Origin of the sequence: Antarctobacter aquimaris (assembly GCF_900184945.1) — a bacterium.
GTDB classification, from domain to species: domain Bacteria; phylum Pseudomonadota; class Alphaproteobacteria; order Rhodobacterales; family Rhodobacteraceae; genus Maliponia; species Maliponia aquimaris.
The window spans coordinates 13,981-37,547 of sequence record NZ_FXYF01000001.1 but is presented as its reverse complement, the minus strand read 5'-3'; the positions used below and the strand labels follow the sequence as shown (position 1 = coordinate 37,547).

Sequence of the window (23,567 nt, the reverse complement as noted above, 5' to 3'; positions counted from 1 at the left end):
CACGCATTTGCTGCGCAAACGCGTTCGCGCGCTCGGTGCCTCCTGCGGAGACACCGGAGATGACCTACGAAGTCACCAGATCGCGGGTCGAGACCTATTTCGACCGGACCGCCACCCAGGTGTGGGAGCGGCTGACCTCCGACGCGCCGGTGAGCCGGATCCGCGAGACGGTGCGCAAGGGCCGCGACGAGATGCGCGCCCGGATGATGGCCCGCCTGCCGACGGACCTGCGCGGCGCGCGGGTGCTGGATGCGGGCTGCGGCACCGGGCTTATGACCGCCGAACTGGCCGCGCGCGGCGCCGAGGTGGTGGCGGTGGACATCTCCCCCTCGCTGATCGAGATCGCCGGCCGACGGCTGCCCGAGGCGCTGGCGCACAAGGTGCGCTTTGTCGCCGGGGACATGCTGTCCCGCGATCTAGGTCAGTTCGATCACGTCATGGCGATGGACAGCCTGATCTACTACGCGGAGGACGACATCCGCCGCGCCATCGACATTCTGGCCCTGCGCACCGCGCGCAGCATCGTCTTTACCGTGCCGCCGCGCACCCCGCTGCTGATGGCGATGTGGCAGACCGGCAAGCTGTTTCCGCGTGCCGACCGGTCGCCCGTCATGGTGCCGCAGGGCACCCGCCGCCTGGCGCGAGCGCTGTCGGATACCGGCACTGTCTCGGACCTCGGCCGGGTCTCGGTCGGGTTCTACATCTCGCACGCGCTGGAGGTGGCGGCATGATCCTGGGCGCGTCTCGGATCAAGAAGCTGTCGGCCCGCGTCCTGCCCTTTTCGGACGCGGCGAGCGAAGACCTGCCGCTGGGCCAGCTGCTTCGGCTGTCGCTGTTCCAGGTCTCGGTCGGCATGGCCTCGGTGCTGCTGCTGGGCACGCTGAACCGGGTGATGATCGTCGAGATGGGGATCGCCGCGACGCTCGTGGCCTTCATGATCGCGCTGCCGGTGCTGATCGCGCCGTTCCGCGCGCTGCTGGGGTTCCGGTCGGACACCCACCGCTCGGCCATCGGGTGGAAGCGCATTCCCTACCTCTGGTTCGGCTCGCTCTGGCAGATGGGCGGGCTGGCGGTGATGCCGATGGCGCTGTTGGTGCTGGAGGGCAACACTGTCCACGACGTGCCCTTTGCCGGCGAGGTGCTGGCGGCCCTGGCCTTCCTGATGACCGGCCTCGGGATGCACATGACACAGACCGCCGGGCTGGCGCTGGCCGCTGACCGCGCCACGGACGAGACGCGCCCGCGTGTTGTCGCGCTGCTGTACGTGATGTTCCTGGTCGGCATGGGGATCTCCTCCATCGTGATCGGCTGGCTGTTGCAGGACTTCGAACCCATCCTGCTGATCCGCGTCGTGCAGGGCGCCGCCGCCACGGGCATCGTGCTGAACCTGGTCGCCCTCTGGCGGCAGGAGCGCGTGCGCCCGATGTCACGAGAAGAGCGCGAGGCGCCGCGCCCGCAGTTCCGCGACGCCTGGGCCGACCTGGCCTCGGGCGGAGAGGCAGGGCGGCTGCTGGTTGTCGTCTTCCTGGGCACCATGGCCTTCAACATGCAGGACGTTCTGCTGGAGCCCTACGGCGGCGAGATTCTCGGCCTGTCGGTGTCCTCGACCACGCTGTTGACGGCGATGTGGGCCAGCGGCGCGCTGATCGGCTTTGCGCTGGCGGCGCGGCTGCTGGCGCGCAAGGTGAACCCCTACCGCATGGGCGGCACCGCCTTGCTGATCGGGCTGGCCGCGTTTTCATCCGTGATCTTTGCCGCGCCGCTGGGCTCGCCCGCGCTGTTCTTCCTTGGCGCGGCGCTGATCGGGCTGGGCGGCGGGCTGTTCTCGGTCGCCACCCTGACCGCCGCGATGACCATGCCGGCCGAAGGGCTGGCAGGCCGTGGCCTGGCGCTGGGGGCCTGGGGAGCAAGCCAGGCCACGGCCGCAGGCCTCTCCATCGTCATCGGCGGCACGCTGCGCGACACTGTCAACGCCACCGCGATGAGCGGCCAGTGGGGCGAGGCCATGGCCAGCGCCGCCACCGGCTACTCCTTTGTCTACCATACCGAGATCGCGCTGATCTTCCTGACGCTGATCGCGCTTGGCCCGCTGGTCAACCGGCGCGGCGGGCGCGCGGCGCGTCCCACCCATGACACCCGGATCGGCCTTGCCGATTTCCCAACCTGACCCGGAGGACACACCCATGTCAGACCCCTTCTTCGGCAATTTCGACCTGGCGAGCCTGACGTTGTGGCTGTTCTGGGTCTTCTTCGCCCTGCTGATCTTTTACATCCAGCGCGAAAACATGCGCGAGGGCTATCCGCTTGTCGATGAACACGGCAAGGCGGCCGCCAACCAGGGGCCGTTCCCGGTGCCCGAGGACAAGACCTTTCTGTTGCCGCATGGCCGGGGCGAACTGACCGTGCCGTCGGGGCAGGCGCCGGACCGTCCCGACAGCAGCCTGGCGCTGGCGCGGACCAATGCGGCCAACGGTTTTCCCTTTGACCCGACGGGCAATCCGCTGGTCGATGGTGTCGGCCCCGCCTCCTGGGCGCCACGCCGCGACGAGGCCGAGCTGGACGCCCATGGCCACCCCAAGATCCGCCCGATGGCGAGCCTGGACGGCTTTATCCATGCCTCGGGGCGCGATCCGCGCGGCCTGCCGGTGATTTCCGGCGATGGCGAGGTCATGGGCATGGTGACCGACATGTGGGTCGACGTGCCGGAACAGATGGTGCGCTACCTCGAATACAAGCTGGACAGCGACGGGACCACGCGGCTGGTGCCGATGACCATGGCGCGGATCTGGGGCCCCAAGGTGATCGTCAAGTCGATCTACGCCCACCAGTTCGCCGAGGTGCCGACCATCGCCAGCACCGCGCAGATCACCAAGCTCGAGGAAGACAAGGTCTCGGGCTACTACGGCGGCGGCTATCTCTATGCCTCCAAGGCGCGGCTCGAACCGCAACTGTGACCCCCTTTCGCCCCCGCCGCGGTGGCGGGGGCGGCCCAAGACGACGCGCCGGGAGATGACGATGCACGACGATTTCGCAGTAGAACCGGTCCGGGGCTTGCCCGAGACGCCGCCCGAGGGCGAGCACATCCTCTGGCAGGGCAAGCCGGACTGGTGGGCGCTGACCAAGGCGTCGCTCGGGTTCTGGTGGATCATGGGGTATTTCGCCTTTCTCGCGCTCTGGCGGTTCACCACGGTGATGGACCAGATGCCGCTGGGGCAGGCGATCGGCGCCTCGCTGCCGTTTGCCGTGCTGGCGGCGATCGTGGCGGCGCTGCTGATGCTGACCGCCTGGATCCAGGCCAGCTGCACCGTCTACACCGTGACCAACCGCCGGGTGGCGATGCGGATCGGCGCGGCGCTGACCGTGACGCTGAACCTGCCCTACACCCAGATCGGCAGCGCCGACCTGGACCTGCGCAAGGGCGGCACCGGCACCATCGCCTTTCGTACCCTGGGCGACACGCGGCTCTCCTACCTGGTGTGCTGGCCGCATGTCCGGCCCTGGCGGTTCCGCACCCAGCCGGCGCTGCGCTGCATCCCGGATGCCGCCCGGGTCGCGCAGCTGCTGGCCATCCAGGCCGAAGAGCGCGTGGGCCTCGCCGAGAGCGCGCCGCGCGTGACGCGGGCCGCGATGGCGGCCGAGTGAGGACAGAGCCATGACACACAGCACCGACGCCCCCCGCTTTCACACCGACGAGGCCAACCGCGTCCCGCGCCTGATGGTGCGCGCGGTGCTGGCGCTGATCCTGTCCACGCTGGCGCTGGTCAGCTGGTCGGTGATGACGCGCCAGCCGCTGGACAGCCTGCCGCCGATCTCGCCACTCAAGGCGCAGCGCGCCTTTTCCCTCGACAGCGACCTGACCGGCGCGGTGCGGGTGTTCGACGCCACGGGCGCCCTGCTGGCCGACCTGACGCCGGAACAGGGCGGATTCATCGCCGGGGTCCACCGGGTGATCCTGCACGAACGCGGCAAGGCACGGTTGCCCGAGGACGGGCCCGTCCTGCTGCAAGCCTATGAAAATGGCCGCATGGCCATCATCGACCCCGCCACGGGGTGGCGCGCCGACCTGATGGGGTTCGGCGCCGACAATGCCAGAGCCTTCGCCAGGCTGCTGGCTCAACCGCGCACCGCCTCCCCGGGTCAGACCCCGGACGCGGCCCCCACTGCGCAGCCCTGACCCTGTTTGCCAGGAAGGACAACGACCATGGGACTACTGACACGCGACATCGAACGGGCGCCCTGCACCGTCGAGATTTCCCACAAGTTCGAAAGCCTGCACGCCCACGTGCGGTTCAACAACGGCGCCGTGGTCTATCCCGGTGACGAGGTGCAGGTGAAGGGCCCCGAGATCATGGCGCCCTTTGGCGAGATCGTGATCGAGGACCGCGAGGCGATCATCACCCGCGCGAGCAAGCTGGAGCGCCTCTGGACCCGCCTGACCGGCGATCTCGGGGTCATGGAGCTGTGCGAATTCTCCTTCTCCGAGGAGGTCAAGCTGTGAACGTCCAGAACACGCCGCTGACCGGCACCGCAACCCACACCGCCGACGCCACCACCGCCGAGGAAAGTCTGGCCATCCAGGAGGCCCAGGCCAAGCTGGACAGCACCTTCGCCACCGAGGTGGCGATGCAGAACACGCTGCTGACGCCGCGGTTCTACACCACCGATTTTGACGAGCTGGACGCGATCGACGTGTCGGGCATCCGCGACGAGTGGGACCCGCTGATCGCCGAGATGCTGGCCGACCCGAACAAGGGCCATTTCCGCAAGACCGCCGAATGGGACCATGTCGACTGGGACGGCATGGAGCCGGAGCTGAAGAAGGAATTCATCGACTTCCTGATTTCCTCCTGCACGGCCGAATTCTCGGGCTGCGTGCTGTATAAGGAGATGAAGCGGCGCGGCGCCAACAAGGAGATCACCCAGCTGTTCCAGCTGATGGCGCGGGACGAGGCGCGGCATGCCGGTTTCATCAACGATGCGCTGCGCGAGGCGGGTGTCGCGGTGAACCTGGGCTTTCTGACGCAGAAGAAGAAGTACACCTACTTCCGGCCCAAGTTCATCTACTACGCCACCTACCTGTCGGAAAAGATCGGCTACGCGCGCTACATCACGATCTTTCGTCATTTGCAGGCGCATCCCGAGCACCGCTTTCACCCGATCTTCAAGTGGTTCGAGGAGTGGTGCAACGACGAGTTCCGGCACGGCGAGGCCTTTGCCATGCTGATGAAGACGGACCCCAAGCTGACCTCGGGCGTCAACGTGCTGTGGATCAAGTTCTTTCTGACGGCGGTCTATGCCACAATGTACGTGCGCGACCACCAGCGCCCGGCCTTTCACAAGGCGCTGGGTGTGGATCCCGACTGGTACGCGCACGAGGTCTATACCAAGACCTCGAAACTGTCCGAGCAGATCTTTCCGATCACGCTGGACATCGACCACCCGCGCTGGCAGCGCAACCTGGAGCGGCTGCAACGGGCCAACGTGCAGATCGCCGAGGCCAGGGCGCGCGGCGGGCTGTCGGGCCTTGTCGGAAACCTCGCGGGCAGCGCCAAGGCCGCGCTGGCCTTTGTGTCGCTCTACACGATCCCGGCCAGAAAGCACCGTGTACCCGCGGTGACACGGCTGCAACCGTCGTACTGACACCGGCCTTCCGAGTGGGGGCGCTGCCCCCACACCCCCGGGCGTATTTGGACAGAGAAGAAGGACAGACGCGTGGTGTCAGACCCCTGGATCGCAGCCCTGACGGCGGTATTCCTCTGGTGGTTTTCCACCGGGGCGATCCTGCTGGTCGTGCGGGTGGCGGACCGGCGCGGGGTGCGGGTGGCGCGCGCGGTGACGCTGCTGGCCTTGCCCCTGCTGGTCTGGGGCGGCTGGACCTACCTGAAGACGCTGGAGGTGCTGTCGGTCGGCAGTGCCTTCTTGGGGTTTGTCGCCGCGCTGGCGGTCTGGGGCTGGATCGAGCTGGCCTTTCTGACCGGCGTGGTGACGGGGCCGGTGACCCGGCCTCTGCCCAGCGACGTGTCCGAGGGGGAGCGGTTCATCCGCGCCTGGGGCACCGTGGCCTACCACGAGATGGCGCTGCTGGCGGCGATCCTGGTGCTGGGCGTCGTTGGCTGGGAGGCGGAGAACCCGGTGGGGCTCTGGACCTTTGTCGTGCTGTACTTTGCCCGCATCTCGGCCAAGCTGAACCTCTACCTGGGGGTTCCGCGCATCAATACCGAATTCATTCCCGGCGCGCTGGCGCATCTGCCCAGCCATTTCCGCATCCGCAAGCTGAACTGGCTGTTCCCGTTTTCCGTCAGCGCGCTGGCCTTTGCCTGCGCCTGCTGGCTGGAGCGCCTGGTCGCCGCCGAGACGGCGGGCGGGCAGGTGGGCTTTGCCCTGCTGGCCGCGATCACCGCCCTGGCCCTGGTCGAGCACTGGCTGATGGTGCTGCCCTTGCCGGACGCGAAACTCTGGCGCTGGATGCTGCCCGCGCCCCAACACACCAAAAGCAAGACTCCGGAGGGACCCCATGGATTTTGACGCCATGTTCACGGCGCAGCTGAATGCGCTGAAAAAGGAAGGCAACTACCGCATTTTCGCGGAACTGGAACGCAAGTGCGGCGCCTTTCCGCGCGCCCGGAGCCACAGCGACCACACGCCGGAGCAGGTGACCGTCTGGTGCTCCAACGACTACCTGGGCATGGGCCAGCACGAGACGGTGCGCGAGCGCATGAAGGAGGTCGTGGACAGCTGCGGCACCGGCGCCGGCGGGACGCGCAACATCTCGGGGACCAACTGCCACCACGTGGCGCTGGAGGCGGAACTGGCCGACCTGCACGGCAAGGAGGCGGCGCTGCTGTTCACCTCCGGCTACGTGTCGAACTGGGCGGCCCTGTCGACGTTGGGGTCGCGGCTGCCCGACGCGGTGATCCTGTCGGACGCGCTGAACCATGCTTCGATGATCGAGGGGATGCGTCATTCGCGCGCCAAGACCGTGATCTGGAAGCACAACGACCCCGAGGACCTGGACCGCAAGCTGTCGCAGTTGCCGGCCAATGCGCCCCGGATCGTGGCCTTTGAGTCCGTCTACTCGATGGACGGTGACATCTGCCCGATGGAGGAGATCGTCGAGATCGCCGAAAAGCACGGCGCGATGACCTACCTCGACGAGGTGCATGCGGTGGGCCTGTATGGTCCGCGCGGCGGCGGCGTCTCCGAGGAGCGGGGCCTGGCGCACCGGATCGACCTGATCGAAGGTACGCTGGGCAAGGCCTACGGCTGCATGGGCGGCTACATCACCGGCAGCCATGCGCTGTGCGATTTCATCCGGTCGTTTGCCTCGGGCTTCATCTTTACCACGGCGCTGCCCCCGGCGGTCGCGGCGGCGGCGCAGACCTCGATCGCGCACCTGAAGGTGTCCGACGTGGAGCGCCAGCAGCAGCGCCGGCAGGTGGCGCGCCTGCGCGCCGAACTGGACAAGCGCGGCATCCCGCACATGGACAACGACAGCCACATCATCCCGGTGATGATCAAGGACCCGGTCAAGTGCCGCATGCTGGCCGACATCCTGATGCGCGACTGGGGCATCTACGTGCAGCCTATCAACTATCCCACCGTGCCCAAGGGGACCGAGCGGCTGCGCTTTACCCCCGGACCGCTGCACAGCGATGCCGACATCGATCACCTGGTCGATGCGCTGACCGTGCTGTGGAAGCAGTGCGCGATTGCCCACGCCGTCGCCTGACGGGTTTTGACCTGTCTTGGAGGCGCGCGGATCGGCGCGCGCCCTTTTTTCGCCGGGTCAGAAACCGAAGAGGTTGGCCCGGGTGATCGCCTCTTCGACAAAGCGCGCCTTGTCCGCCTCGGGGCGCCAGCCCAGCACCTGCTTGGACCGGGTGTTCACGAAGGGTGAGAAATGCGCCCGGCTCTTCCAGTCGGCCAGCGAGGGGCGGATCACCCCGGTCCGGCGCAGGGCGTGTTTCTTCAGCAGGTATTTCAGCGCATCCGCCACGTAGAAGGCATGCAGGTTGCCCGGCACCACGCGGATCCGCGCACCCAGCGCCTGGTGGATGGCGTTGAAATAGCCCCGCGCCGACAGCATCGGTTCACCCACCAGGTTGAAGCTTTGTCCCGTCACCGGCGCGTCGATCATCCGCACCAGCCCGTCGACCACGTCGTCGATCAGCACGAAGGGCAGGATGTTGTTGCCGTGGCCCCAGATCCGCACCGCGCCCGCGCCATGCCAGCGCCCGATCCCCCAGTGTTGCAGCGGACCGCCCGCGCCCACCACGATGCCGGGCCGCGCGATCACCAGCGGCAGGCCGCGCGCCTTGTGCAGCTCCGTCAGCTTGCGTTCGCATTCGGCCTTGGACCTTGCGTAGAGGTTGCGGTCACTCATGTCGGCGGCAAAGGGGGTGTCCTCGGTGATCTTCTGCGCCGGGTCGGACATGTCGTAGCTGGCGATGGTGCCGGTGTAGACCAGTCGTTTCACTCCCGCCTTCTCGGAGGCCATGGCGATGCGCAGGGCGACGCCCACGTCGTTTTTCAGGCAGTCGGCCCAGGTCTTGTCCAGAGAGCGGGCGAGGTTGAAGACCACGTCGATCCCCTGCATCGCCCCTGTCAGCCCGTCGAGGTCTTGCAATGAGACGGGCACCGTTTCCACCTGGTCGGGCAGGTCGGGAAAGGGCCCGTGGCGGCCGCGCGACAGCACGCGCACGTCGCGGCCCTCGGCCACCAGGCGCCGGGTCAGCGCGCGGCCGATGAAGCCGGTGCCGCCGATCACCATGGCGGTCGGTTTCGGCGTGCGGCTGCGGACGGCGGGGGCGGCGACGGTCAGCGTCTCGGGCGGCAGTTTCGCGATCATGGCGTCGAGGGTCTGCATGACCGCCAGCGCGGTTTCGCCGGAAAAGCGCGGGTCCTGCGGCCGCCCGTTGGCCAGCGCGCCGTAGACCGCCGCGTTCATGCCGCGAAAGCTGAGGGCATAGGGGTTGCGCGCGTTCAGCGAGCGGACCTGGGTCCAGGCGTTCGACCAGCCTTCGCGCCGGTGCTGGCGGGCGAGTTCGCGCTGTTTGTGCAGGGGGTTCAGCACGAGGTCGGCGGCGTTTTCGCGCTCAACCGTCAGCACGTCGGCGGCAAAGTCCAGCCGCGCCCGCGCCGAGGACCCGCGCAAGGTGACCGAGCGGTCATCGACCGTCTCGACCATCGCCAGCGAAAACGTGATTTCGACCTGCCCCGCGCGGGCGAGTATGCGAAAGCTTTGCGGGCGCGGATCGTCGCCCGGAAGCAGCACGGGATGCCCGGCATGGGCGTGCAGGATCTCCATCGGACCGAACAGGTCCTGCGCAAAGGCCACCAGGTGCGGACCGAGTTCCAGCAGCAGGTTCTGCGGGCGGCGCAGCAGCCATAGGTTGAACGGACCGGAGCGCAGCGGCGCCAGCGGCAGCGCCCAGGTGATCTCGGCCGAGGAGACGCGGCCATACTCGCCCGCCATCATCGCCGCCTTCATCCGTTCGTAGCCCGGCAGGCCGAGGAAATTGTGCCCGGCGTGGAACCGGCGGCCCGCCTTGTGCGCGGCGGCGAGGATCTCGGCGGTCTCGTCGCCGGATTCAGCCACAGGCTTTTCCACAAGCACATGAAGTCCCGCGGCGAGACATTCGGTCGCGATATCCTTATGTATATATGGCGGCGTGAGGATATGGACAGCGTCACACAGGTCTGCCGCAACCATGTCGGGCAAAGTTGTCAACACCCGCGCGCCCAGCGGGTCGGCGATGGTGCGGGCGGCCTCTGCGTTCGGATCACAGACGGCAGTGACGGTGACGCCGGGGGTGGATTTAAGCGCCTCGGCGTGCCAGCCGGCGATGTATCCGGCCCCGATCAGGCCGACGCGGATGGGTTGGGACATCGGGACGACCTCACTTGTATTCGATGATTCGCATGTCGGCGCCGCGCAGGCGCCGCGCGTGAAACCGGGCCATGCCGACCAGGTTGGGAAACTTGGACAGGGTCAGCAGAAGGGCCAGCCGATGCGCGGCGCCGGCGCTCAGCCCATCGGCCCGCAACCCCCGGATCGAGCGCAGGTGGCTGACCGCGTAGAGCGCCAGCACCAGCAGGCTCAGCCAGGGCGCGGCCAGCAGGCCGATGACGAAGAGCAGGGGCAGGGCCAGCGCAAAGACCACCACGCGCCGCCGTTCGGTGCGGAAATACTCGGGGTGCAGGTGGCCGACCTGGGCAAAGCCGTGCCCGGTGCGCACCGCCCGCTGCCACCACTGGCCGAACCGGGTCATGGCGGCGTCGTGGCGGGTCATCTGCTGCGGGATGCGCTTCAGCCGCCAGCCCGCCTTGCGCAGGCGGGTGCAGAATTCGTCATCCTCGGCGGCGATGACGGCGGGGTTCATGCCCTGCACGCTGCGCCACGCCTCGGCGCGCACCGTCATGTCGCCGCCACAGGCGAGGATCGGACCGGCGGGGCGGTGCCATTCCCAGTCGCAGATCGCGTTGTAGACTGAGGCGTCGGGAAACATCTCCGTGCGCCAGCCGGTGACAAGGCCCAGCCGCGGGTCGGCCTCCAGATGCGCGCGGGCGGCGTCCAGGTAGCCGGGGACCAGCGTGCAGTCACCGTCGATGAACTGGACAATCCCGGGCGCGTCCAGCGCGTCGAACCCGGCGTTGCGGGCGCGGGCGGCGGTGAAGGGCTGGGCCATGTCCAACTGCACGATCTTCGCGCCCGCCTTGCGCGCGGCGTCAAGGCTGCCGTCGGTCGAACCGCTGTCGACATAGACGATCTGCCGTGCCCGTCCCCGCACCGACTCGAGCGCCGCGACCAGTCGCGCTCCTTCGTTGCGGCCGATCAGGACCACGTCCACCGGGGTCATGTGCGCGGCTCCGGGCGTTTCTCACGCGGCGGCTGGCCGGTTGCGTAACCTTCGAACAGGCGCGACAGGCGGGCGGCCTCGATGTGCACGTTGAAATCCTCGCGCACCTTGGCGCGCCCGACCGCGCCCATGTCGCGGCGAGTCCCGTCGAACGGCAGTTCCGCCGCGATCGCCTCGGCCAGCGCCTTGGCATCGCCCGGCGGCACCAGCCGCCCGGTGCCATTCTCCGTCACCAGTTCCGGCACCCCGGCGATCTGCGTCGTGATGACCGGCACACCGGCAGCCAGCGCCTCCATCAGCACCACGGGAAGACCTTCGGCAAAGCTGGGCAACACGAACAGGTCGGTATGCGCCAGTTGGTCGGCGACCTCGGCCTGGCTTCGGTAGCCCAGAAAGGCGGTGATGTCGGTGATCCCAAGGGCCTGCGCCTGCGCCTCCAGCGCGGCGCGGTCCGGCCCGTCGCCGATCAGCGTCAGCCGCATGTCGGGGAACCGGTCGCGCAGCGTGGCCACCGCCTCCAGCAGCAGCGGCACGCCCTTCACCCCGGCCAGCCGCCCGACGAACAGCAGCTCGTGCCCGTCGTGGGCAGAGGCGGCATAGGCGTCCGGGTCCACGCCGCAATGGATGATGTGCAGCCTGGGCCAATGCTCCTGCGCGGCGAAACACATCAGCTGCGACCGGCAGAACTCGGAGATGCAGGCGACAAAGCGGGCGCGCGCGGTCTTTTCGTCGATCCGCCAGTGGTGCGGTTCGAAAAAGATGTCGGGTCCGTGGATCGTGAAACTATAGGGCAGGCCCGACAGCGTGCCCGCCAGCATCGCCACCGTGCAGGATGCCTTGGCGATGTGGTTGTGCAGGTGGTCGACCCCGTTGTCCGCCAGGTGCGCCGCCAGGACCCCGGCCTCAAGGAAGTAGATCAGGTTGTAGAGCCGGCCCTTTAGCCCCTTGGGCGCGGTGCGCCAGGCCAGCGCCAGCGCGCTCAGGTAGCGCACGGGGTTGCGCATCCAGCGCAGGTGGGCGCGCAGCAGGGTCACGGGGTTCTTCGCGGCGTCCAGCACCTTGAAGGTCCGCGCGTGTTCCGCGCGTTGTTCCGGTCCCACCAGGTGTTCCGCGCCGGTGGTGCGGATCGAGCAGGTCAAGACCTCGTGCCCCAGAGCGCGCAGGGCGGCGACCTCACGCTGGATGAAGGTGTCCGAGGCGCGGGGGTATTCGCCCGTCAGGTAGGCCAGTTTCGGCAGGGTCATGGCCCGGTCTCCAGGCTGCGCGACAGCATGCCTTCGAAGGTATCCATGTCCTCGCCGCCCAGGGTGTGGCGCAGCGCGGTGTTCGGCCATGTCAGCGGCATCAGCCGGGCGCGCACGACGGGTTCGCGCAGCAGGCCGGGCAGGCGGGCCGAGACGGGGCTCAGCAGCCGGACAAGGGTGATCCATAATCCGTAGGGCAGGGGCAGGACCAGCCTTGGCCAGCCGGTCATCCGCCGGTGGGCGCGCAAAAAGCGCGCGCGGGTCGGCCTGTCGTCATCCAGCAGGTTCAGCACCGGCGTGCCCTGCGGCGGGCGCGCAGCCGCCTCGACCAGCGCCCAGGCGGTGTGGGTCACATGGGTCAGCGGCAGTTCCCCGGCCGAATTGACCTGCACATGCAATTTCGACGCCCAGAAGCCCAGCAGAGCGTGCCAACTGCGCCCCGGTCCGTAGATCGCGCCCGGCCGCAGGATCCACAGCGGCAGGCCAGAGGCGTGGCACAGCATCTCCTGCCGCAGCTTGGCCCCGGCATAGGCGTCGCGCGGATGGTCGGGGGATTCGAGCGGCGCGGATTCGTCCAGCACCCCGCCCGCCGGGACGCGCATCGTGTCATAGACCGCGATCGAGCTGACCAGCACCAGCCGCGCCCGGGTCCCCGCCATCGCCGCCAGCAGCGTTTTGGTGCCGCGCAGCGTGTCGGTGGCATGGGCGTTTGCGTCACCGCCCAGGTGGGCGGCGGCGTGGATCACCGCCTGACAGCCGGCAATCGCCGCGTGCAGGGCAGGGACAGCCGTGGCGTCCGACAGGTCGGCGCACAGCGGCAGGATGCCGGGATCGGCGGCCCATTCGGGCAGGGGCGCGCGGCGGTAGACGGCGACCACCTCGACACCGCGCGCGCGCGCCTCGGCCAGGCAGGCGCGGCCGACAAAGCCGGTGGAACCGGTGATCAGCAGGCGGGTCAGATCGCCCATGGCATCGGCTCCATCCGGTCGCACCGGGTTGTCATGCGCTGCGCGCCGCTGGTTTCGCCCGCGTTCTGGATGGCCAGGGTGACCTCCGTCAGGTGCAGGGCGAAATCGTTGGACATGCGGCAGGGACGGCCATCGCGCAGCGCCTCCAGCACCTCGGCGGGGCCGAGCATGAAGTTCATCGCCGCCGCACCCCAGCGTTTCACCTTGGGGTGGGTCGGCTGCTTCAGCCGCAACCGGCGGGGAAACGGATGCTCCATCAGCCTGCGGCGCAGGGTCAGGCGGCGGGCAAAGCGCACCCTGGCGGCGTTGTCCCAGGCGGCATCACAGCTGAGCACGCCCTTGTCGCCGATGATGCGGATGCCGTGATTGTGCGGCGCGACGATGGAGCATGTCAGCCGCGCGACCGGCCCGTCCTCGAAGAACAGCGTGGCGACGGACAGGTCGGGGGCAAAGGGGCCCTCGCCCTCCTTGTCGGGGATCGTCTCGGCCGAGGCGGCGACGACGGTGCGCACCGGTCCGAACCAGGAGATGAGCCAGGTCAGGTAGTAGCCCGCGTGTTCCAGCGTGCAACCGGTGCGGAATTCATCCGCAAACGGCCAGGGTGCGCCGCTCTCGGACAGCCACTTGCAGTAGGCGGCCTGCGGGACGTAGCCATCGTCGAGCTCGGCATAGACGACGCGGGGTGTCCCGGCGATGCCGTGGCGCAGGGCTTGGCCCAATGTCTGCGCCGCCTCGCCCAGCGCCGAACAGGGGGCGGAGGCCAGCGTCAGCCCGCGTGCCCGGGCCAGCGCGTGCAGCGCCTTGGCGTCCTGGGCCGTCATGGCCAGCGGCTTTTCGGAATAGACGTGGCGCCCCGCCTCCAGGCAGGCGCGCGTGGTGGCGTAATGCGCGCCGGGATTGGTCAGGTTCAGGACCAGCGCATCGGGCGCCTCATCCAGCAGCGCCGCGAACGATGAGCGCGCCGGCACCTGCCAGTGCGCGCAGAAGGTTTGCAGCCGCGCCGCGTCGGTGTCGTAGACCCCGGCCACCTCGATGCCCGGCATGGCGGCGGCAGAGCGCATGTAGAGATCGGCGACAAAGCCGCAGCCCAGCAGCACGACCCGACCGCTGGCGCGGGGGTCCGCCCCGGCCTGCCTCTGCCCGCCTGTCCTGTCCAAATCGCCACCCATGGCCTGCCTGCAATTCCCTGCGATCTTGATCGAACAAAAGCGGCCAGATTTCGACCCCCTCTCGGCTTTTAGCGGCAGTGCGGCATCAGTGGCCCCGAAAATGTGAATGTGTGGTCGAAAGGGCACTCAACAATTGACAAAAGCGCGGTATGCCTGCCCGCGGGGGAGCAGGTGCTGCAATGGACTTCCGGATTGGCGACGACACGATCACCGTGAACGTGCCGACATGGGCTGTGTTGGAGGCGCGGGTGCGGGAACGCTTTGCCCGCCGCTCGGGCTTTGCCCTGGCCACCATCAACCTCGATCACGTCGTCAAGCTGCGAAACTCCGAGAGATTCCGCGCCATCTACCAGGCGCAGGACCTTGTCGTGGCCGATGGCAACCCGATCGTCTGGCTGTCATGGCTGGCCGGCCGGCCCGTGGCGCTGATCCCCGGCTCCGAGGCGATCCTGCCGCTGTCGCGGATCGCCGCCGGGCAGGGGGTGACGGTGGCGCTGTTCGGCTCCAGCGCGGCGGTGCTGGAGGCCGCGGCCGAGTACCTGGAACGCGAGGTGCGCGACCTCGACGTAGTCTGCCGGATTGCCCCGCCGATGGGGTTCGACCCCTCCGGACAGCAGGCCGAGTCGATGCTGCGCGAGATCGCGGCCTCCGGCGCGCGGCTGTGCTTTGTCGCGCTGGGCGCGCCCAAGCAGGAGACCTTTGCCGCGACGGGCCGGCGGATCGCGCCCGAGGTCGGCTTTGCTTCGATCGGGGCAGGGCTGGATTTCTTTGCCGGGACGCAGAAACGCGCGCCGATGTGGATGCGCAGGCTGGCGCTGGAATGGGTCTGGCGGATGATGTCCGATCCCCGCCGCCTGGCCCTGCGCTACCTGAAATGCGGGCTGATCCTGCCCGAGCTGACGATCCGCGCCCTGCTGCTGCGGTTCAGCGAAAGGCGCAACTGACGGTCACAGTCGCCGGGGCCGCGGGCGGCGCAGCATCAGCGCATCCTTCAGCTTGCGCTTCAGCCCGCGCGGCGGCAGCAGTTCCATGTCGCGCTCGAATACGGTGCCGTTCAGCGCCGGGTCGCGCATCAGCGCCAGTTTGACGCCCCAGCGGGCGGCATCCTCGGGCTTCAGCCCTTCGGGAATACCCATCTGCGTGGCCAATGCGCCGGGCAGCCAGTCGCCGATGACGATGCCGGGAAAACGGTCGAACAGGTCGGCCGCCATGGCCCGCGTCAGCACCCGCGCCGCGCCCTTGGACACCGAATATGCGGCCGAGGCGGGCAGCGGGGCAATGTCGGCGTAGCTGGCCACGTTCAGGATGCGCCCCTCGCCGCGCGGCGCCATGTTCTGAAGCGCGTGCCATGAGCAGGCGTAGACCCCGCCCAGGTTGATCGCCATGCCCTGCCAGAAGCTCTCCGGCGTCTCGGCCAGCAGGTCGCGCCTTGGGTAGACGGCGGCGTTGTTGATGAGCAGCGCCAGCGGTCCGTGGCGTTCGATAAGCGCGGCAAAGCCCCGCGCCACCGCGTCGAAATCCGCCACATCCATCTGGATCGGATCAAACCCTGCGCCGCACAGGTCCGCCGTTTCCGCCAGCGCCTGGGCGCGGCGGCCGGTGCCGGCCACGGTAAAGCCCTGTTGGCACAGCTGCACCGCCAGCGCCCGGCCCAGACCCGATCCGGCCCCGGTCACGATGACGAAACCGTCCTGCGGCGTGATCAAGGTCATCCACGGTCCTCCAGCATCAGGTGCGCCACCCGCAGCGCGTGGGCGGCGATGGTCAGGCTGGGGTTCACCCCCATCGAGGTCGGCATGAAGGACGCATCGGCCACCCAGAGGTTATCGACCTCGTGCGCCCGCCCGTCCGCGCGTGTGACCGAGGTCGTAGGGTCATGCCCAAAGCGCAGCGTGCCGCAGGGATGGCCCCAGTTCAGCTCTGGCGTCATCGACAGGAACAGGTGGCGGTGCCCGCGCAGGGCGCGGCGCAGCACCTTGCGGAACGCCTTGCGCCGACTGCGCAATTCGTCCGACAGGGTGTAGGTGACGGCCAGCCGGTGCGGCTGCGCCGGGTCGTGCAGCACGCGGTTGTGGGCATAGGGGAAGTCCTCCATCAGCCCGACGAAGATATGGGCGTGGCCCAGCAGCCCATGCGCCACGGCGGCGGCGGGCCGCGTCAGCAGGTCGAATCGTGACAGCCCGCGCAGCGCCAGCATCCGTTTCAAAAAATGCACCATCTCGCCATAGTTCGCCCGGATGCCCATGGCCTGGACCGACCCCAGGCGCATGTCCTCGCGGTGGTAGAAATCGCGAAAGGCGATGGCCTTGGTCGCCCCGGTGTCCGGCGTGCCACGTTTCGGCCAGAGGGCAAACCGTTCGTCCACGTGCAGCATCAGGTTGCACCCGACGAGGCCCGAGCCATTGGCAAGACCGTTCGGAGATTCCTCGCAAGCGGAGGCCAGCAGCAGGCGCGGCGAATGCAGCGCCCCGGCAGCGAGGACATAGCGGCGCGCCCGGAGCTGCCGGGTCTCACCGCCGATGCGCACCTCGGCATGGGTGATCTGGCGGCCGTCGGTCACCAGCCGCGTGACCTCGGCCCCGGTCAGAAGATGGGCATTGCCGGTGGCCAGCGCCGGCTCCACCCCGGCGGACCGGCCGTCCATCTTGCACACCTTCGGGCACTTGCGGCCCAGGCAATTCTCGCAGCCTTCGACATGGGCGATGCCGGTGTGGCTGCGGTAGGGATGCAGCCCGGCGGCGCGCAGGCTGTCGGTCAGCGCGGCCTCGGCCGGTTTCAGCGGCGGCGGTTCGCGCAGCGGCATCGGCGGTTCGGGTGACAGCGGGTCGGGCGTGCCGCTGACTTTGAACAGGTGCGCGGCGGCATCGTACCAGGGGCGCATTGCGTCATAGCTCACCGGCCAGCCGCCGGTGGGGTGCGGCTGTCCGGGCAGGTCGTCCAGGTCGTGCCGCGCCGGGCGCTCCAGCGTCGCGGCGTAGAACACCGAACTGCCCCCCGGCCCGGTGCCCAGCGGCGGGAAAAAGCTGCTTTCGACCCCGTCCAGCGTGACGTGCAGCGGATCGGGCCAGAGACCGCGCACCGCGCGCGCCTCGGGGACGAATATCTCGGACAGCCCGTTGCGTTCGCTGCGCAGGCCCTCCGGCCCCTTCTCGACGAACAGCACCTGCATGCCCGCCTCGGCCAGCGCGCGGCCCAGCGTGCCGCCGCCCATGCCGGCGCCGATGACGACGGCATCCCACGTGGTCTCGAAAAGGGAGGTCATCGGTCAGAGGCCCCGCTGTGCGCCGTCTCATTCGGCAACGGGGCGAACACCGGGCGCAGCACATCGCGGATGCGCAGGGCGGCGGCATTGGTCAGGTGGTTGTTGTCGAAATACTGGCCCACGCCGTCATGCACGACGGAACAAGTGCCCTCGGCGCAGAGGAACGGCCAGGTATCCAGGAAGGTGATCTGCCCCTCCTCGGCCAGCGGCACCCAGGGTGCGTCCGACAGCGCGGCGCGCAGCACGATGGCGTCGGCAGGCACCGCGCTCTCTGTCACTGGAACAGCGGCCAGGGGCATGCCGACATGCGCCGCCTCGCGCGCGGCGCGGCGGCTGTCATAGAGCGGGATCTCGGGCGGCTGGCGCAGCACGATCACCCGGTCGACCCACTGGTGCAGCTCGGCCACCGTGGCGCGCGCGGCGGCTGTCAGCAATTGCGCCTGTTGCTGCTGGGCGTTCACCGGCCCGGTCGTCGGATGCAGGGCGATGCGGTCATGGGCGTTCAGCCCGACCCCCATGCCGGTGGCATAATAGCTCCACCGGCCGATCAGCAGCACGGATTCGACGCTGTCCAGCCGGGGCAGCGCCTGGCGGATTTGCAGGTTGGCCTGGGTACAGGCGGCATCCTGCGCGGGGGTGGCAGCGTTTTCCACCTTGCGGAGGTCGAACAGCGGCGGGCAACCCGCGCGCCACAGAATGATGCCAGGCACCCCGGCCTCCTGCGCGGCGAGGTCCAGCCCCTCCTTCATGGCGCGGACGTGGCTGTCGCCCCAGACCAGCACGCGCGGCGGGCCGTCCGGTCCGATCGGGCAGACCTCCAGCCCGTCCAGCGGCAGGCTTTGCGCGATGTGGCAGCGGCTGAAATCCTGCAGGAAGTCGCCCGATGCGGCGATGTGGACCCGCGCCTCGGGTCCAAAGCGGCCGGGCAGCCCGTCCTTGACGTAGAGCCAGCCGCCAACCGCCAGCGCCGCGCCGGAGGCCAGCACCATGCCGCCCAGCACCATGGCGGGCCGCAGGCTGCGCGCATGGCGCACCGGCTGTTCGACAAAGCGCCACGACAGCCAGGCCAGCAGGACGGACAGCGCCATCCACAGCGGGGTTTCCAACGGGTCCAGCGCGCCGCGCAGGTAGGTGGCCAGCGTGTAGACCGGCCAGTGCCAGAGGTAGAGCGAATAGGAGATCAGCCCGAAAAAGCGCATCGCGGGCAGCGTCAGCAGCCGGTTGACCGCGTTGGCCCCCGTGCCTGACGACAGCAACAGCAGCGTGCCCAGCACCGGCGGGATCGCGAGCACCCCGGGAAACGTCGGCCCCGCCGGGATGAACAGCAGCGAGGCACCGACCATCACCAGCCCGACCGAGGACAGCGCCGGGTGGCCGCGCCACCTGGTCCCCGTCTCATGCCCCCAGATCGCCAGCAGAACGCCGGACAGCAGTTCCCACGCGCGGAAGGGGAACAGGTAGAAGGTGGCGGTGGGCGAATGCGGCGTCACCAGGATGCAGGCGGCCAGCGACAGCGCCCAGCCCGCGCCCAGCGCGCCGACCAGCCCCCAGCGCCAGCGCGCCAGCAGGACCATCAGCACCGGCACGACGATGTAGAACTGCTCCTCCACCGCCAGTGACCAGGTGTGCAGCAGCGGCTTGTCCTCGGACACGGTGTCGAAATAGCCGGCCTGGCGGAAGAACAGCACGTTGGACAGGTAGACCGTGGCGGCGATGACACCCTTACCGTATTCGCGGAATTCGAACGGCAGCAGGATCATCCAGGCGGCGGCGGTGGTCACCAGCAGCATGGTGAAGAAGGCCGGGGCGAGGCGGCGGAACCGGCGCAGGTAGAAGTTGGCCAAGCTGACGCGCCCGGTCGCATCGTATTCGCGCCAGAGGATGCCGCCGATCAGGAAGCCGGAAATGACAAAGAAGACATCGACCCCGGCAAAGCCGCCCGACAGCGGCAGGCCGAAATGATAAAGCACCACCGCCAGGACGGCGATGGCGCGCAGCCCGTCGATGTCGCCCCGGTACGGGAGCGGACTGTGCGGCGGCGCGGTCATGGCTTGCGATGTCCTCGTCCGGCGGGCGGGGCCGTCATCTGTGTCCTTCCGGGTTCTCCGGGGTCTTGGGCCGTCCGGTTTCCGGGCGGTCTGGTTTTGGGATAGTCTGATCTCAGAGTGTTGCCAATTTCCTTAGGATACCGCATTTCGGGGCAGGAATATGGCAGTTTGCAGACAATGGACGCGGAATGGTGGACACGGAGATTTCGGCCAGCGTTCCGGACTGGTCGCGCGAGCGGATCGAGCGGTTCTGGGAGCCGGGCAAGAAGATGATCCGCGCGGTGCGGCGCTACCAGGCGTGGCGCGGGCGCGGGCCGGTGGGGCGGTTCGTGGCGCGCTACTGGGTGCTCAATCACCGGTTCTGGTCGCTGATGTGCCAGAGCGAACTGCACCTGACAACGGAGATCGGCGGCGGGCTGCGGCTGACCCATCCGACGGGGATCATCGTTCACCCCGATGCCAGGATCGGCGTGAACTGCATGTTGTTCCATCAGGTGACGCTGGCCGGGCCGGTGATGCTGGGGGGGCATGTGGACGTTGGCGCGGGGGCCAAGCTGATCGGGCCGCTGACGGTGGGCGATCACGCGGTGATTGGTGCCAACGCGGTGGTGACGCGCGACGTGCCCGCCGGGGCGACGGTGGCGGGGGTTCCGGCGCGGGTGATTTCGGGCGGGTGAGTCGTGCGCCTGACGGCAGGTCCCGCTTCGGGAGTCACCAGCAAACAGACCCGTGCCTGTCCCGGCGGACGCGTCAATCGGATCACAGGGACAGGTGGAAGCGGAGCAGGCCCTTGTCGGGCTGGTCTTTGTCGGAGCGGAACCCGGACTTGCGCAGTACGCGGGCCGAGGCGGGGTTTCCCGTGGTGACGCTGGCGCGCAGGGTGAGCGGCGCCTGCGGGCGCAACTGGGCAAGCAGGCCGGACAGAAGTTCGGTGGCATAGCCCTGGCCCCAGGCCTCTTCGGCGAACAGATAGCCCAGGTGCAGGTCCGTCGAGGCGGGATCGGGGCGGAACAGGAACAGCAGGCCGATCAGGTCGGCATCGCGCTCGACCACGAAGACCTGCGCACGGGCGCGGCGTGTCGCGATCCAGTCGCCCATGGCGTTCGGGCCGTGACCGGGCGGGAAGTCTGATGGCAGGTGCGCAAGGACGAGGGGAGTCAGCATCCGGGCGAGGCGGGTTTCCAGCGAGGGGCGCAGGGCGGGATCGTCCAGCATCTGTTCCCAGGGCCGGACAGTCAGCCGGGATGTCGTGAAGCCGGTCAATAGCCCAGCCCGTCCAGCGTCCGGCCCGCCAGCAGCGCCTCGTAGACCGCCAGCGTCTTTTCGCCCTTGCGAGACCAGGGGTAATTGTCGTCGGCGTAGGTCTTGGCGCGGGTCGCGGGTGCGGCCATGTCGGCGGGATGTTCGGCGCAGGTCTCCATCTGCCGGCGAAAGCCGTCCACCATGGTGTCGAAGGGGGCCAGCGGGATACACGCGCCGCGCCCCTCGGCGGCCAGGTCGCCCGGCGCGCCGTAGTCGGCCACCAGCATCAGCATGCCGCAGGCCATGGCCTCGATCACCACGCCGGCCCCCAGCTCGCGGATCGAGGGAAAGACGAAGGCGTCGCAGGCGCGCATCATGTCGGCCACATCGGCCTGCGACTTGCGGCCATGCATTGTGACGCAGCCGGACAGGTCGTGCTGGGCGATCACCGTCTCCATGCGGGCGCGTTCGGGGCCGTCGCCCACCACGTGCAGGTGGTGGCGGCGCAGGGTCTCGGAGGCGGCGAAGGCGCGCAGCGGCAGCTCCGGCAGCTTGTAGGGGACAAGGCGGCCTGCGTAGAGAAAATGCCGCTTGCCATCCGGCCCACGCTGACCCGCGGGGGCCGCGCCCTCGGCATGGAAGATCGCCGGGTCAAAACCGATCTCGGGAAAGGACACGATACGCGCGTCCTCGACCCGGGGCAGGTCTGCCCGGGTGTGGGAAAACGCGCAGAGCACGGCCGCCGCGTCATCGTAGGTGCTGCGGGCATAGGGCAGATACTTGTAGAAGGCGCGCAGTCGGCGCAGGCCTTCCTTTTCGCGCGCCTGTTCGGCGGCAAAGGCGGCGGGCCAGTCGAGGTTGCCGTTCAGCGGGCCGATGACGAAGGGCTGCGGCACCTTGTGCGCCAGCCACGAGGGCAGCGTGGGCGACATCGGCGTGATGCGATGGACGATGTCGAAATCGCCGCCGCGCAGCCGGTCGCGGAAGCGGGTCCAGACGCCGCGTTCGAAGGCGAGGTAGGGCAGGTAGTTGAACATCATCGAAGTGGACCAGCCCACCTCGTCGCCGCCGCGGATCATCCGGGCCAGCCGGTACATCGGCGCGGCGACCCATTCGGTGTCGATGTAGTCAAAGGGTACCGTGGGCCCGGCCTTTTCGATGTTCTCGCGGTTGCGGACATGGGTGGCGACCGTGACATCCGCCAGCTTGCCGATCTCCAGCGCGTACTTGTACCCGACGATGGGCAGCGACGGCCATTCCGGGTTGCATTCGTCCGCCACCAGCAAGACGCGGGGTCTGGTCCTCATGGCGGTCCTTCCTAGATGACCGGGCGCCAGCGCAGGTGCGTTGCAGAGCGGGACCCGGCCTGCCTGTTGCGGCGGCGCAGCAGTTCGGCATAGCCCGTCAGCGCCCCGGCGACGAGCCAGGTCAGCGGAGTCAGCGTCGCATTGGGCAAAAGGTCCAGCACGTTGATCGCCAGCAGCAGGCAGAGCGGACCGACCAGCGGCGAAACCTTGTCCGTGCCGGCCTGCCGCATCGCGCCGGCGATCAGCACGAGGGGGGACAGCAGCAGCCCGAACATGGCCAGGAAGCCGACCCAGCCATAGGTGCCGATGACGATGATCCAGTAGCCGTCCGTCACCGTCAGGATGGTGCCGTTGACCGGGTCCAGGATGTGGTTGCGCCCCCAGCTGCCCCAGCCGAACACCGGCTTGATGTAGGCGCGGTCCAGCAGTGTGTCCTCGTTCATGAAGCGGAACCGGAGCGAGCCGGCGCGGTCCGGGTCGATCCGTTCGGCCTGCGCCAGCATCTGTTCCTGCGGCACCAGGTGCGCGCCCTTGAGCAGCGGGTAGCCGATGGCCAGCGCACCGATCAGCAGCGCGACCCGGACCTGCGCGCGGATCGGCAGCAGCACCACCAGCGGCACGAGCAGCGCCATGAAGATCAGCGCGCCCAGCGATTTCGCCAGCACAAGGACCACGGTCAGGATCAGTGCCGCGGCCAGGACCCAGGCCCGCCGTCCGCCGCCGCGCCAGCGCCACAGCGCGTAGGCCGCAACCACGGACATCATCAGGAAGAAGGCGACCCAGATGCCATGGTACAGGAACACGATGGGCCGGTAGCCGCCAAAACGGATCGTCTGCGCGAAATAGTGCTGGAAATAGCCGTAGACCCAGTTGTTCAGCTGCGGCGACAGGCGGATTTCGATCAACATCAGCGGCGCGTAGATCAGCCCGCCGATCATCAGCGCGCGCAGCAGTTCGCGCTGCGAGCCTTCGTGCGACAGGTGCTGGTGAGCCAGCAGGAAGGGCAGGACCAGCAGGAATTGCTCCAGCGTCAGCGCGGCGGCGTCCTTCAGGCCCAGCGCCGGCAGGCCGACCAGGCCGAACCAGACCGGTTCGCCGTTGGTCATCACCGTCAGGACGGGGGAGAAGACGAAGACCAGCAGCAGAACGCGCAGCAGGAGCGACTGCGGCAGCAGGTTGCCCTCGGTGCCGTAGCGGCGCAGCGAGATCATGAAGGCGGCCAGCGCGGGAATGTTGTGCTTGTCCAGCGGCGGCAGCATCGGCAGGTCAAAGACCGCCGGCCGCTCGGGCAGGAAGAGGTAGCACAGCATAAGCGACCAGATCACGGACGTGTCCGTTCGCAGCCGTGACATCATCACGGCCACGAAAATCGGGCTTATCGCCAGCGCGAGAAAGGCGATCTGGTTCGGCATCGTCGCTCGGGTCTGCGGGCGCCTTGCGGGCCCCGGGTGGCGCAGGGATAGCAGCG

The 23,567-nt window shown here is 68.7% G+C and carries 22 protein-coding genes; 11 read left to right on the top strand and 11 right to left on the bottom strand.

The genetic code is table 11. From position 1 onward, the window contains the following. The first annotated feature begins 59 nt into the window (after positions 1 to 59). The 9 genes from bchM (at position 60) to hemA (ending at position 7,729) form a co-directional block, all read left to right on the top strand. Entirely contained in the window at positions 60 to 731 is a 672-nt protein-coding gene (bchM, locus tag MAA8898_RS00165; RefSeq protein ID WP_094018952.1) for a magnesium protoporphyrin IX methyltransferase, read from the top strand. Next, entirely contained in the window at positions 728 to 2,167 is a 1,440-nt protein-coding gene (locus tag MAA8898_RS00160; RefSeq protein WP_094018951.1) for a PucC family protein, read from the top strand. Before bchM ends, MAA8898_RS00160 begins: the two co-directional genes overlap by 4 nt. Positions 2,168 to 2,183: 16 nt before the next feature. Continuing rightward, a complete protein-coding gene (gene puhA / locus MAA8898_RS00155; protein ID WP_094018950.1) occupies positions 2,184 to 2,954 on the top strand; it encodes a photosynthetic reaction center subunit H in 771 nt (256 codons plus the stop codon). Between the two features lie 61 nt (positions 2,955 to 3,015). Further along, on the top strand, positions 3,016 to 3,642 hold the full coding sequence (puhB, locus tag MAA8898_RS00150) for a photosynthetic complex putative assembly protein PuhB (protein ID WP_370738598.1): 627 nt from the start codon (positions 3,016 to 3,018) through the stop codon (positions 3,640 to 3,642). Between the two features lie 10 nt (positions 3,643 to 3,652). Then, positions 3,653 to 4,174, top strand: a complete 522-nt coding sequence (puhC, locus tag MAA8898_RS00145; RefSeq protein WP_094018948.1) for a photosynthetic complex assembly protein PuhC — start codon at positions 3,653 to 3,655, stop codon at positions 4,172 to 4,174. A gap of 27 nt (positions 4,175 to 4,201) precedes the next feature. Then, positions 4,202 to 4,498 carry an O2-dependent cyclase accessory protein gene (locus MAA8898_RS00140; RefSeq protein ID WP_094018947.1) on the top strand — a complete coding sequence of 99 codons (297 nt, stop codon included), beginning with the start codon at positions 4,202 to 4,204 and terminating at the stop codon, positions 4,496 to 4,498. Next, positions 4,495 to 5,640: a magnesium-protoporphyrin IX monomethyl ester (oxidative) cyclase gene (gene acsF / locus MAA8898_RS00135; RefSeq protein ID WP_245853197.1), complete on the top strand. Its 1,146-nt coding sequence runs from the start codon at positions 4,495 to 4,497 to the stop codon at positions 5,638 to 5,640. The genes MAA8898_RS00140 and acsF overlap by 4 nt, the downstream gene beginning before the upstream one ends. Before the next feature lie 75 nt (positions 5,641 to 5,715). Beyond that, a complete protein-coding gene (puhE, locus tag MAA8898_RS00130) occupies positions 5,716 to 6,525 on the top strand; it encodes a putative photosynthetic complex assembly protein PuhE (protein ID WP_094019430.1) in 810 nt (269 codons plus the stop codon). After that, positions 6,515 to 7,729: a 5-aminolevulinate synthase gene (hemA, locus tag MAA8898_RS00125; RefSeq protein WP_094018946.1), complete on the top strand. Its 1,215-nt coding sequence runs from the start codon at positions 6,515 to 6,517 to the stop codon at positions 7,727 to 7,729. The genes puhE and hemA overlap by 11 nt, the downstream gene beginning before the upstream one ends. A 57-nt stretch (positions 7,730 to 7,786) precedes the next feature. Here hemA and MAA8898_RS00120 read toward each other — a convergent pair whose 3' ends face one another. The 5 genes from MAA8898_RS00120 to MAA8898_RS00100 are packed head-to-tail and all read right to left on the bottom strand — an operon-like array spanning position 7,787 to position 14,240. Continuing rightward, complete coding sequence (locus MAA8898_RS00120; protein ID WP_094018945.1) at positions 7,787 to 9,889, bottom strand: NAD-dependent epimerase/dehydratase family protein; 2,103 nt, start codon at positions 9,887 to 9,889, stop codon at positions 7,787 to 7,789. Between the two features lie 10 nt (positions 9,890 to 9,899). After that, a complete protein-coding gene (locus MAA8898_RS00115; protein ID WP_094018944.1) occupies positions 9,900 to 10,859 on the bottom strand; it encodes a glycosyltransferase family 2 protein in 960 nt (319 codons plus the stop codon). Further along, on the bottom strand, positions 10,856 to 12,103 hold the full coding sequence (locus tag MAA8898_RS00110; RefSeq protein ID WP_094018943.1) for a glycosyltransferase: 1,248 nt from the start codon (positions 12,101 to 12,103) through the stop codon (positions 10,856 to 10,858). Before MAA8898_RS00110 ends, MAA8898_RS00115 begins: the two co-directional genes overlap by 4 nt. After that, on the bottom strand, positions 12,100 to 13,071 hold the full coding sequence (locus MAA8898_RS00105; protein WP_094018942.1) for an NAD-dependent epimerase/dehydratase family protein: 972 nt from the start codon (positions 13,069 to 13,071) through the stop codon (positions 12,100 to 12,102). The genes MAA8898_RS00110 and MAA8898_RS00105 overlap by 4 nt, the downstream gene beginning before the upstream one ends. Further along, a complete protein-coding gene (locus MAA8898_RS00100; protein ID WP_094018941.1) occupies positions 13,059 to 14,240 on the bottom strand; it encodes a Gfo/Idh/MocA family protein in 1,182 nt (393 codons plus the stop codon). The genes MAA8898_RS00105 and MAA8898_RS00100 overlap by 13 nt, the downstream gene beginning before the upstream one ends. A 179-nt stretch (positions 14,241 to 14,419) precedes the next feature. Here MAA8898_RS00100 and MAA8898_RS00095 point away from each other — a divergent pair, with 179 nt between their 5' ends. Then, positions 14,420 to 15,184: a WecB/TagA/CpsF family glycosyltransferase gene (locus MAA8898_RS00095; protein WP_094018940.1), complete on the top strand. Its 765-nt coding sequence runs from the start codon at positions 14,420 to 14,422 to the stop codon at positions 15,182 to 15,184. A gap of 3 nt (positions 15,185 to 15,187) precedes the next feature. Here MAA8898_RS00095 and MAA8898_RS00090 read toward each other — a convergent pair whose 3' ends face one another. Genes MAA8898_RS00090 through MAA8898_RS00080 form a run of 3 tightly spaced genes read right to left on the bottom strand, consistent with a single transcriptional unit; the run spans position 15,188 to position 19,550 of the window. Next, positions 15,188 to 15,952: an SDR family oxidoreductase gene (locus MAA8898_RS00090; protein ID WP_094018939.1), complete on the bottom strand. Its 765-nt coding sequence runs from the start codon at positions 15,950 to 15,952 to the stop codon at positions 15,188 to 15,190. After that, the gene (locus MAA8898_RS00085) at positions 15,949 to 17,502 is read right to left on the bottom strand and encodes a GMC oxidoreductase (protein WP_094018938.1); all 1,554 of its coding nucleotides are present in this window, start codon (positions 17,500 to 17,502) and stop codon (positions 15,949 to 15,951) included. Before MAA8898_RS00085 ends, MAA8898_RS00090 begins: the two co-directional genes overlap by 4 nt. Next, entirely contained in the window at positions 17,499 to 19,550 is a 2,052-nt protein-coding gene (locus MAA8898_RS00080) for an acyltransferase family protein (protein WP_094018937.1), read from the bottom strand. Before MAA8898_RS00080 ends, MAA8898_RS00085 begins: the two co-directional genes overlap by 4 nt. Before the next feature lie 188 nt (positions 19,551 to 19,738). On the opposite strand from MAA8898_RS00080, the gene MAA8898_RS00075 reads away from it, so the two are divergent. Next, positions 19,739 to 20,227 carry a serine O-acetyltransferase gene (locus MAA8898_RS00075; protein ID WP_094018936.1) on the top strand — a complete coding sequence of 163 codons (489 nt, stop codon included), beginning with the start codon at positions 19,739 to 19,741 and terminating at the stop codon, positions 20,225 to 20,227. A gap of 82 nt (positions 20,228 to 20,309) precedes the next feature. Here MAA8898_RS00075 and MAA8898_RS00070 read toward each other — a convergent pair whose 3' ends face one another. Genes MAA8898_RS00070 through MAA8898_RS00060 form a run of 3 tightly spaced genes read right to left on the bottom strand, consistent with a single transcriptional unit; the run spans position 20,310 to position 23,511 of the window. Next, positions 20,310 to 20,765, bottom strand: coding sequence for a GNAT family N-acetyltransferase (locus MAA8898_RS00070; RefSeq protein ID WP_176445021.1), 456 nt, complete (start codon positions 20,763 to 20,765; stop codon positions 20,310 to 20,312). A gap of 44 nt (positions 20,766 to 20,809) precedes the next feature. Further along, the gene (locus MAA8898_RS00065; protein ID WP_094018934.1) at positions 20,810 to 22,099 is read right to left on the bottom strand and encodes a glycosyltransferase family 4 protein; all 1,290 of its coding nucleotides are present in this window, start codon (positions 22,097 to 22,099) and stop codon (positions 20,810 to 20,812) included. 11 nt (positions 22,100 to 22,110) lie between these two features. Continuing rightward, positions 22,111 to 23,511, bottom strand: coding sequence for an O-antigen ligase family protein (locus tag MAA8898_RS00060; RefSeq protein WP_176445020.1), 1,401 nt, complete (start codon positions 23,509 to 23,511; stop codon positions 22,111 to 22,113). Between the last annotated feature and the right edge of the window lie 56 nt (positions 23,512 to 23,567).

Bases quoted from the DNA above. Each gene is read 5' to 3' on its own strand.
- MAA8898_RS00105 (WP_094018942.1), bottom strand. From the start codon at position 13,071: ATGGGCGATCTGACCCGCCTGCTGATCACCGGTTCCACCGGCTTTGTC.
- MAA8898_RS00100 (WP_094018941.1), bottom strand. From the start codon at position 14,240: ATGGGTGGCGATTTGGACAGGACAGGCGGGCAGAGGCAGGCCGGGGCG.
- puhC (WP_094018948.1), top strand. From the start codon at position 3,653: ATGACACACAGCACCGACGCCCCCCGCTTTCACACCGACGAGGCCAAC.
- bchM (WP_094018952.1), top strand. From the start codon at position 60: ATGACCTACGAAGTCACCAGATCGCGGGTCGAGACCTATTTCGACCGG.
- MAA8898_RS00140 (WP_094018947.1), top strand. From the start codon at position 4,202: ATGGGACTACTGACACGCGACATCGAACGGGCGCCCTGCACCGTCGAG.
- MAA8898_RS00080 (WP_094018937.1), bottom strand. From the start codon at position 19,550: ATGACCGCGCCGCCGCACAGTCCGCTCCCGTACCGGGGCGACATCGAC.
- MAA8898_RS00120 (WP_094018945.1), bottom strand. From the start codon at position 9,889: ATGTCCCAACCCATCCGCGTCGGCCTGATCGGGGCCGGATACATCGCC.
- MAA8898_RS00160 (WP_094018951.1), top strand. From the start codon at position 728: ATGATCCTGGGCGCGTCTCGGATCAAGAAGCTGTCGGCCCGCGTCCTG.
- MAA8898_RS00060 (WP_176445020.1), bottom strand. From the start codon at position 23,511: ATGCCGAACCAGATCGCCTTTCTCGCGCTGGCGATAAGCCCGATTTTC.
- MAA8898_RS00075 (WP_094018936.1), top strand. From the start codon at position 19,739: ATGGTGGACACGGAGATTTCGGCCAGCGTTCCGGACTGGTCGCGCGAG.
- MAA8898_RS00065 (WP_094018934.1), bottom strand. From the start codon at position 22,099: ATGAGGACCAGACCCCGCGTCTTGCTGGTGGCGGACGAATGCAACCCG.
- MAA8898_RS00095 (WP_094018940.1), top strand. From the start codon at position 14,420: ATGGACTTCCGGATTGGCGACGACACGATCACCGTGAACGTGCCGACA.
- hemA (WP_094018946.1), top strand. From the start codon at position 6,515: ATGGATTTTGACGCCATGTTCACGGCGCAGCTGAATGCGCTGAAAAAG.
- puhA (WP_094018950.1), top strand. From the start codon at position 2,184: ATGTCAGACCCCTTCTTCGGCAATTTCGACCTGGCGAGCCTGACGTTG.
- MAA8898_RS00115 (WP_094018944.1), bottom strand. From the start codon at position 10,859: ATGACCCCGGTGGACGTGGTCCTGATCGGCCGCAACGAAGGAGCGCGA.
- MAA8898_RS00110 (WP_094018943.1), bottom strand. From the start codon at position 12,103: ATGACCCTGCCGAAACTGGCCTACCTGACGGGCGAATACCCCCGCGCC.
- MAA8898_RS00070 (WP_176445021.1), bottom strand. From the start codon at position 20,765: ATGCTGGACGATCCCGCCCTGCGCCCCTCGCTGGAAACCCGCCTCGCC.
- puhB (WP_370738598.1), top strand. From the start codon at position 3,016: ATGCACGACGATTTCGCAGTAGAACCGGTCCGGGGCTTGCCCGAGACG.
- MAA8898_RS00085 (WP_094018938.1), bottom strand. From the start codon at position 17,502: ATGACCTCCCTTTTCGAGACCACGTGGGATGCCGTCGTCATCGGCGCC.
- MAA8898_RS00090 (WP_094018939.1), bottom strand. From the start codon at position 15,952: ATGACCTTGATCACGCCGCAGGACGGTTTCGTCATCGTGACCGGGGCC.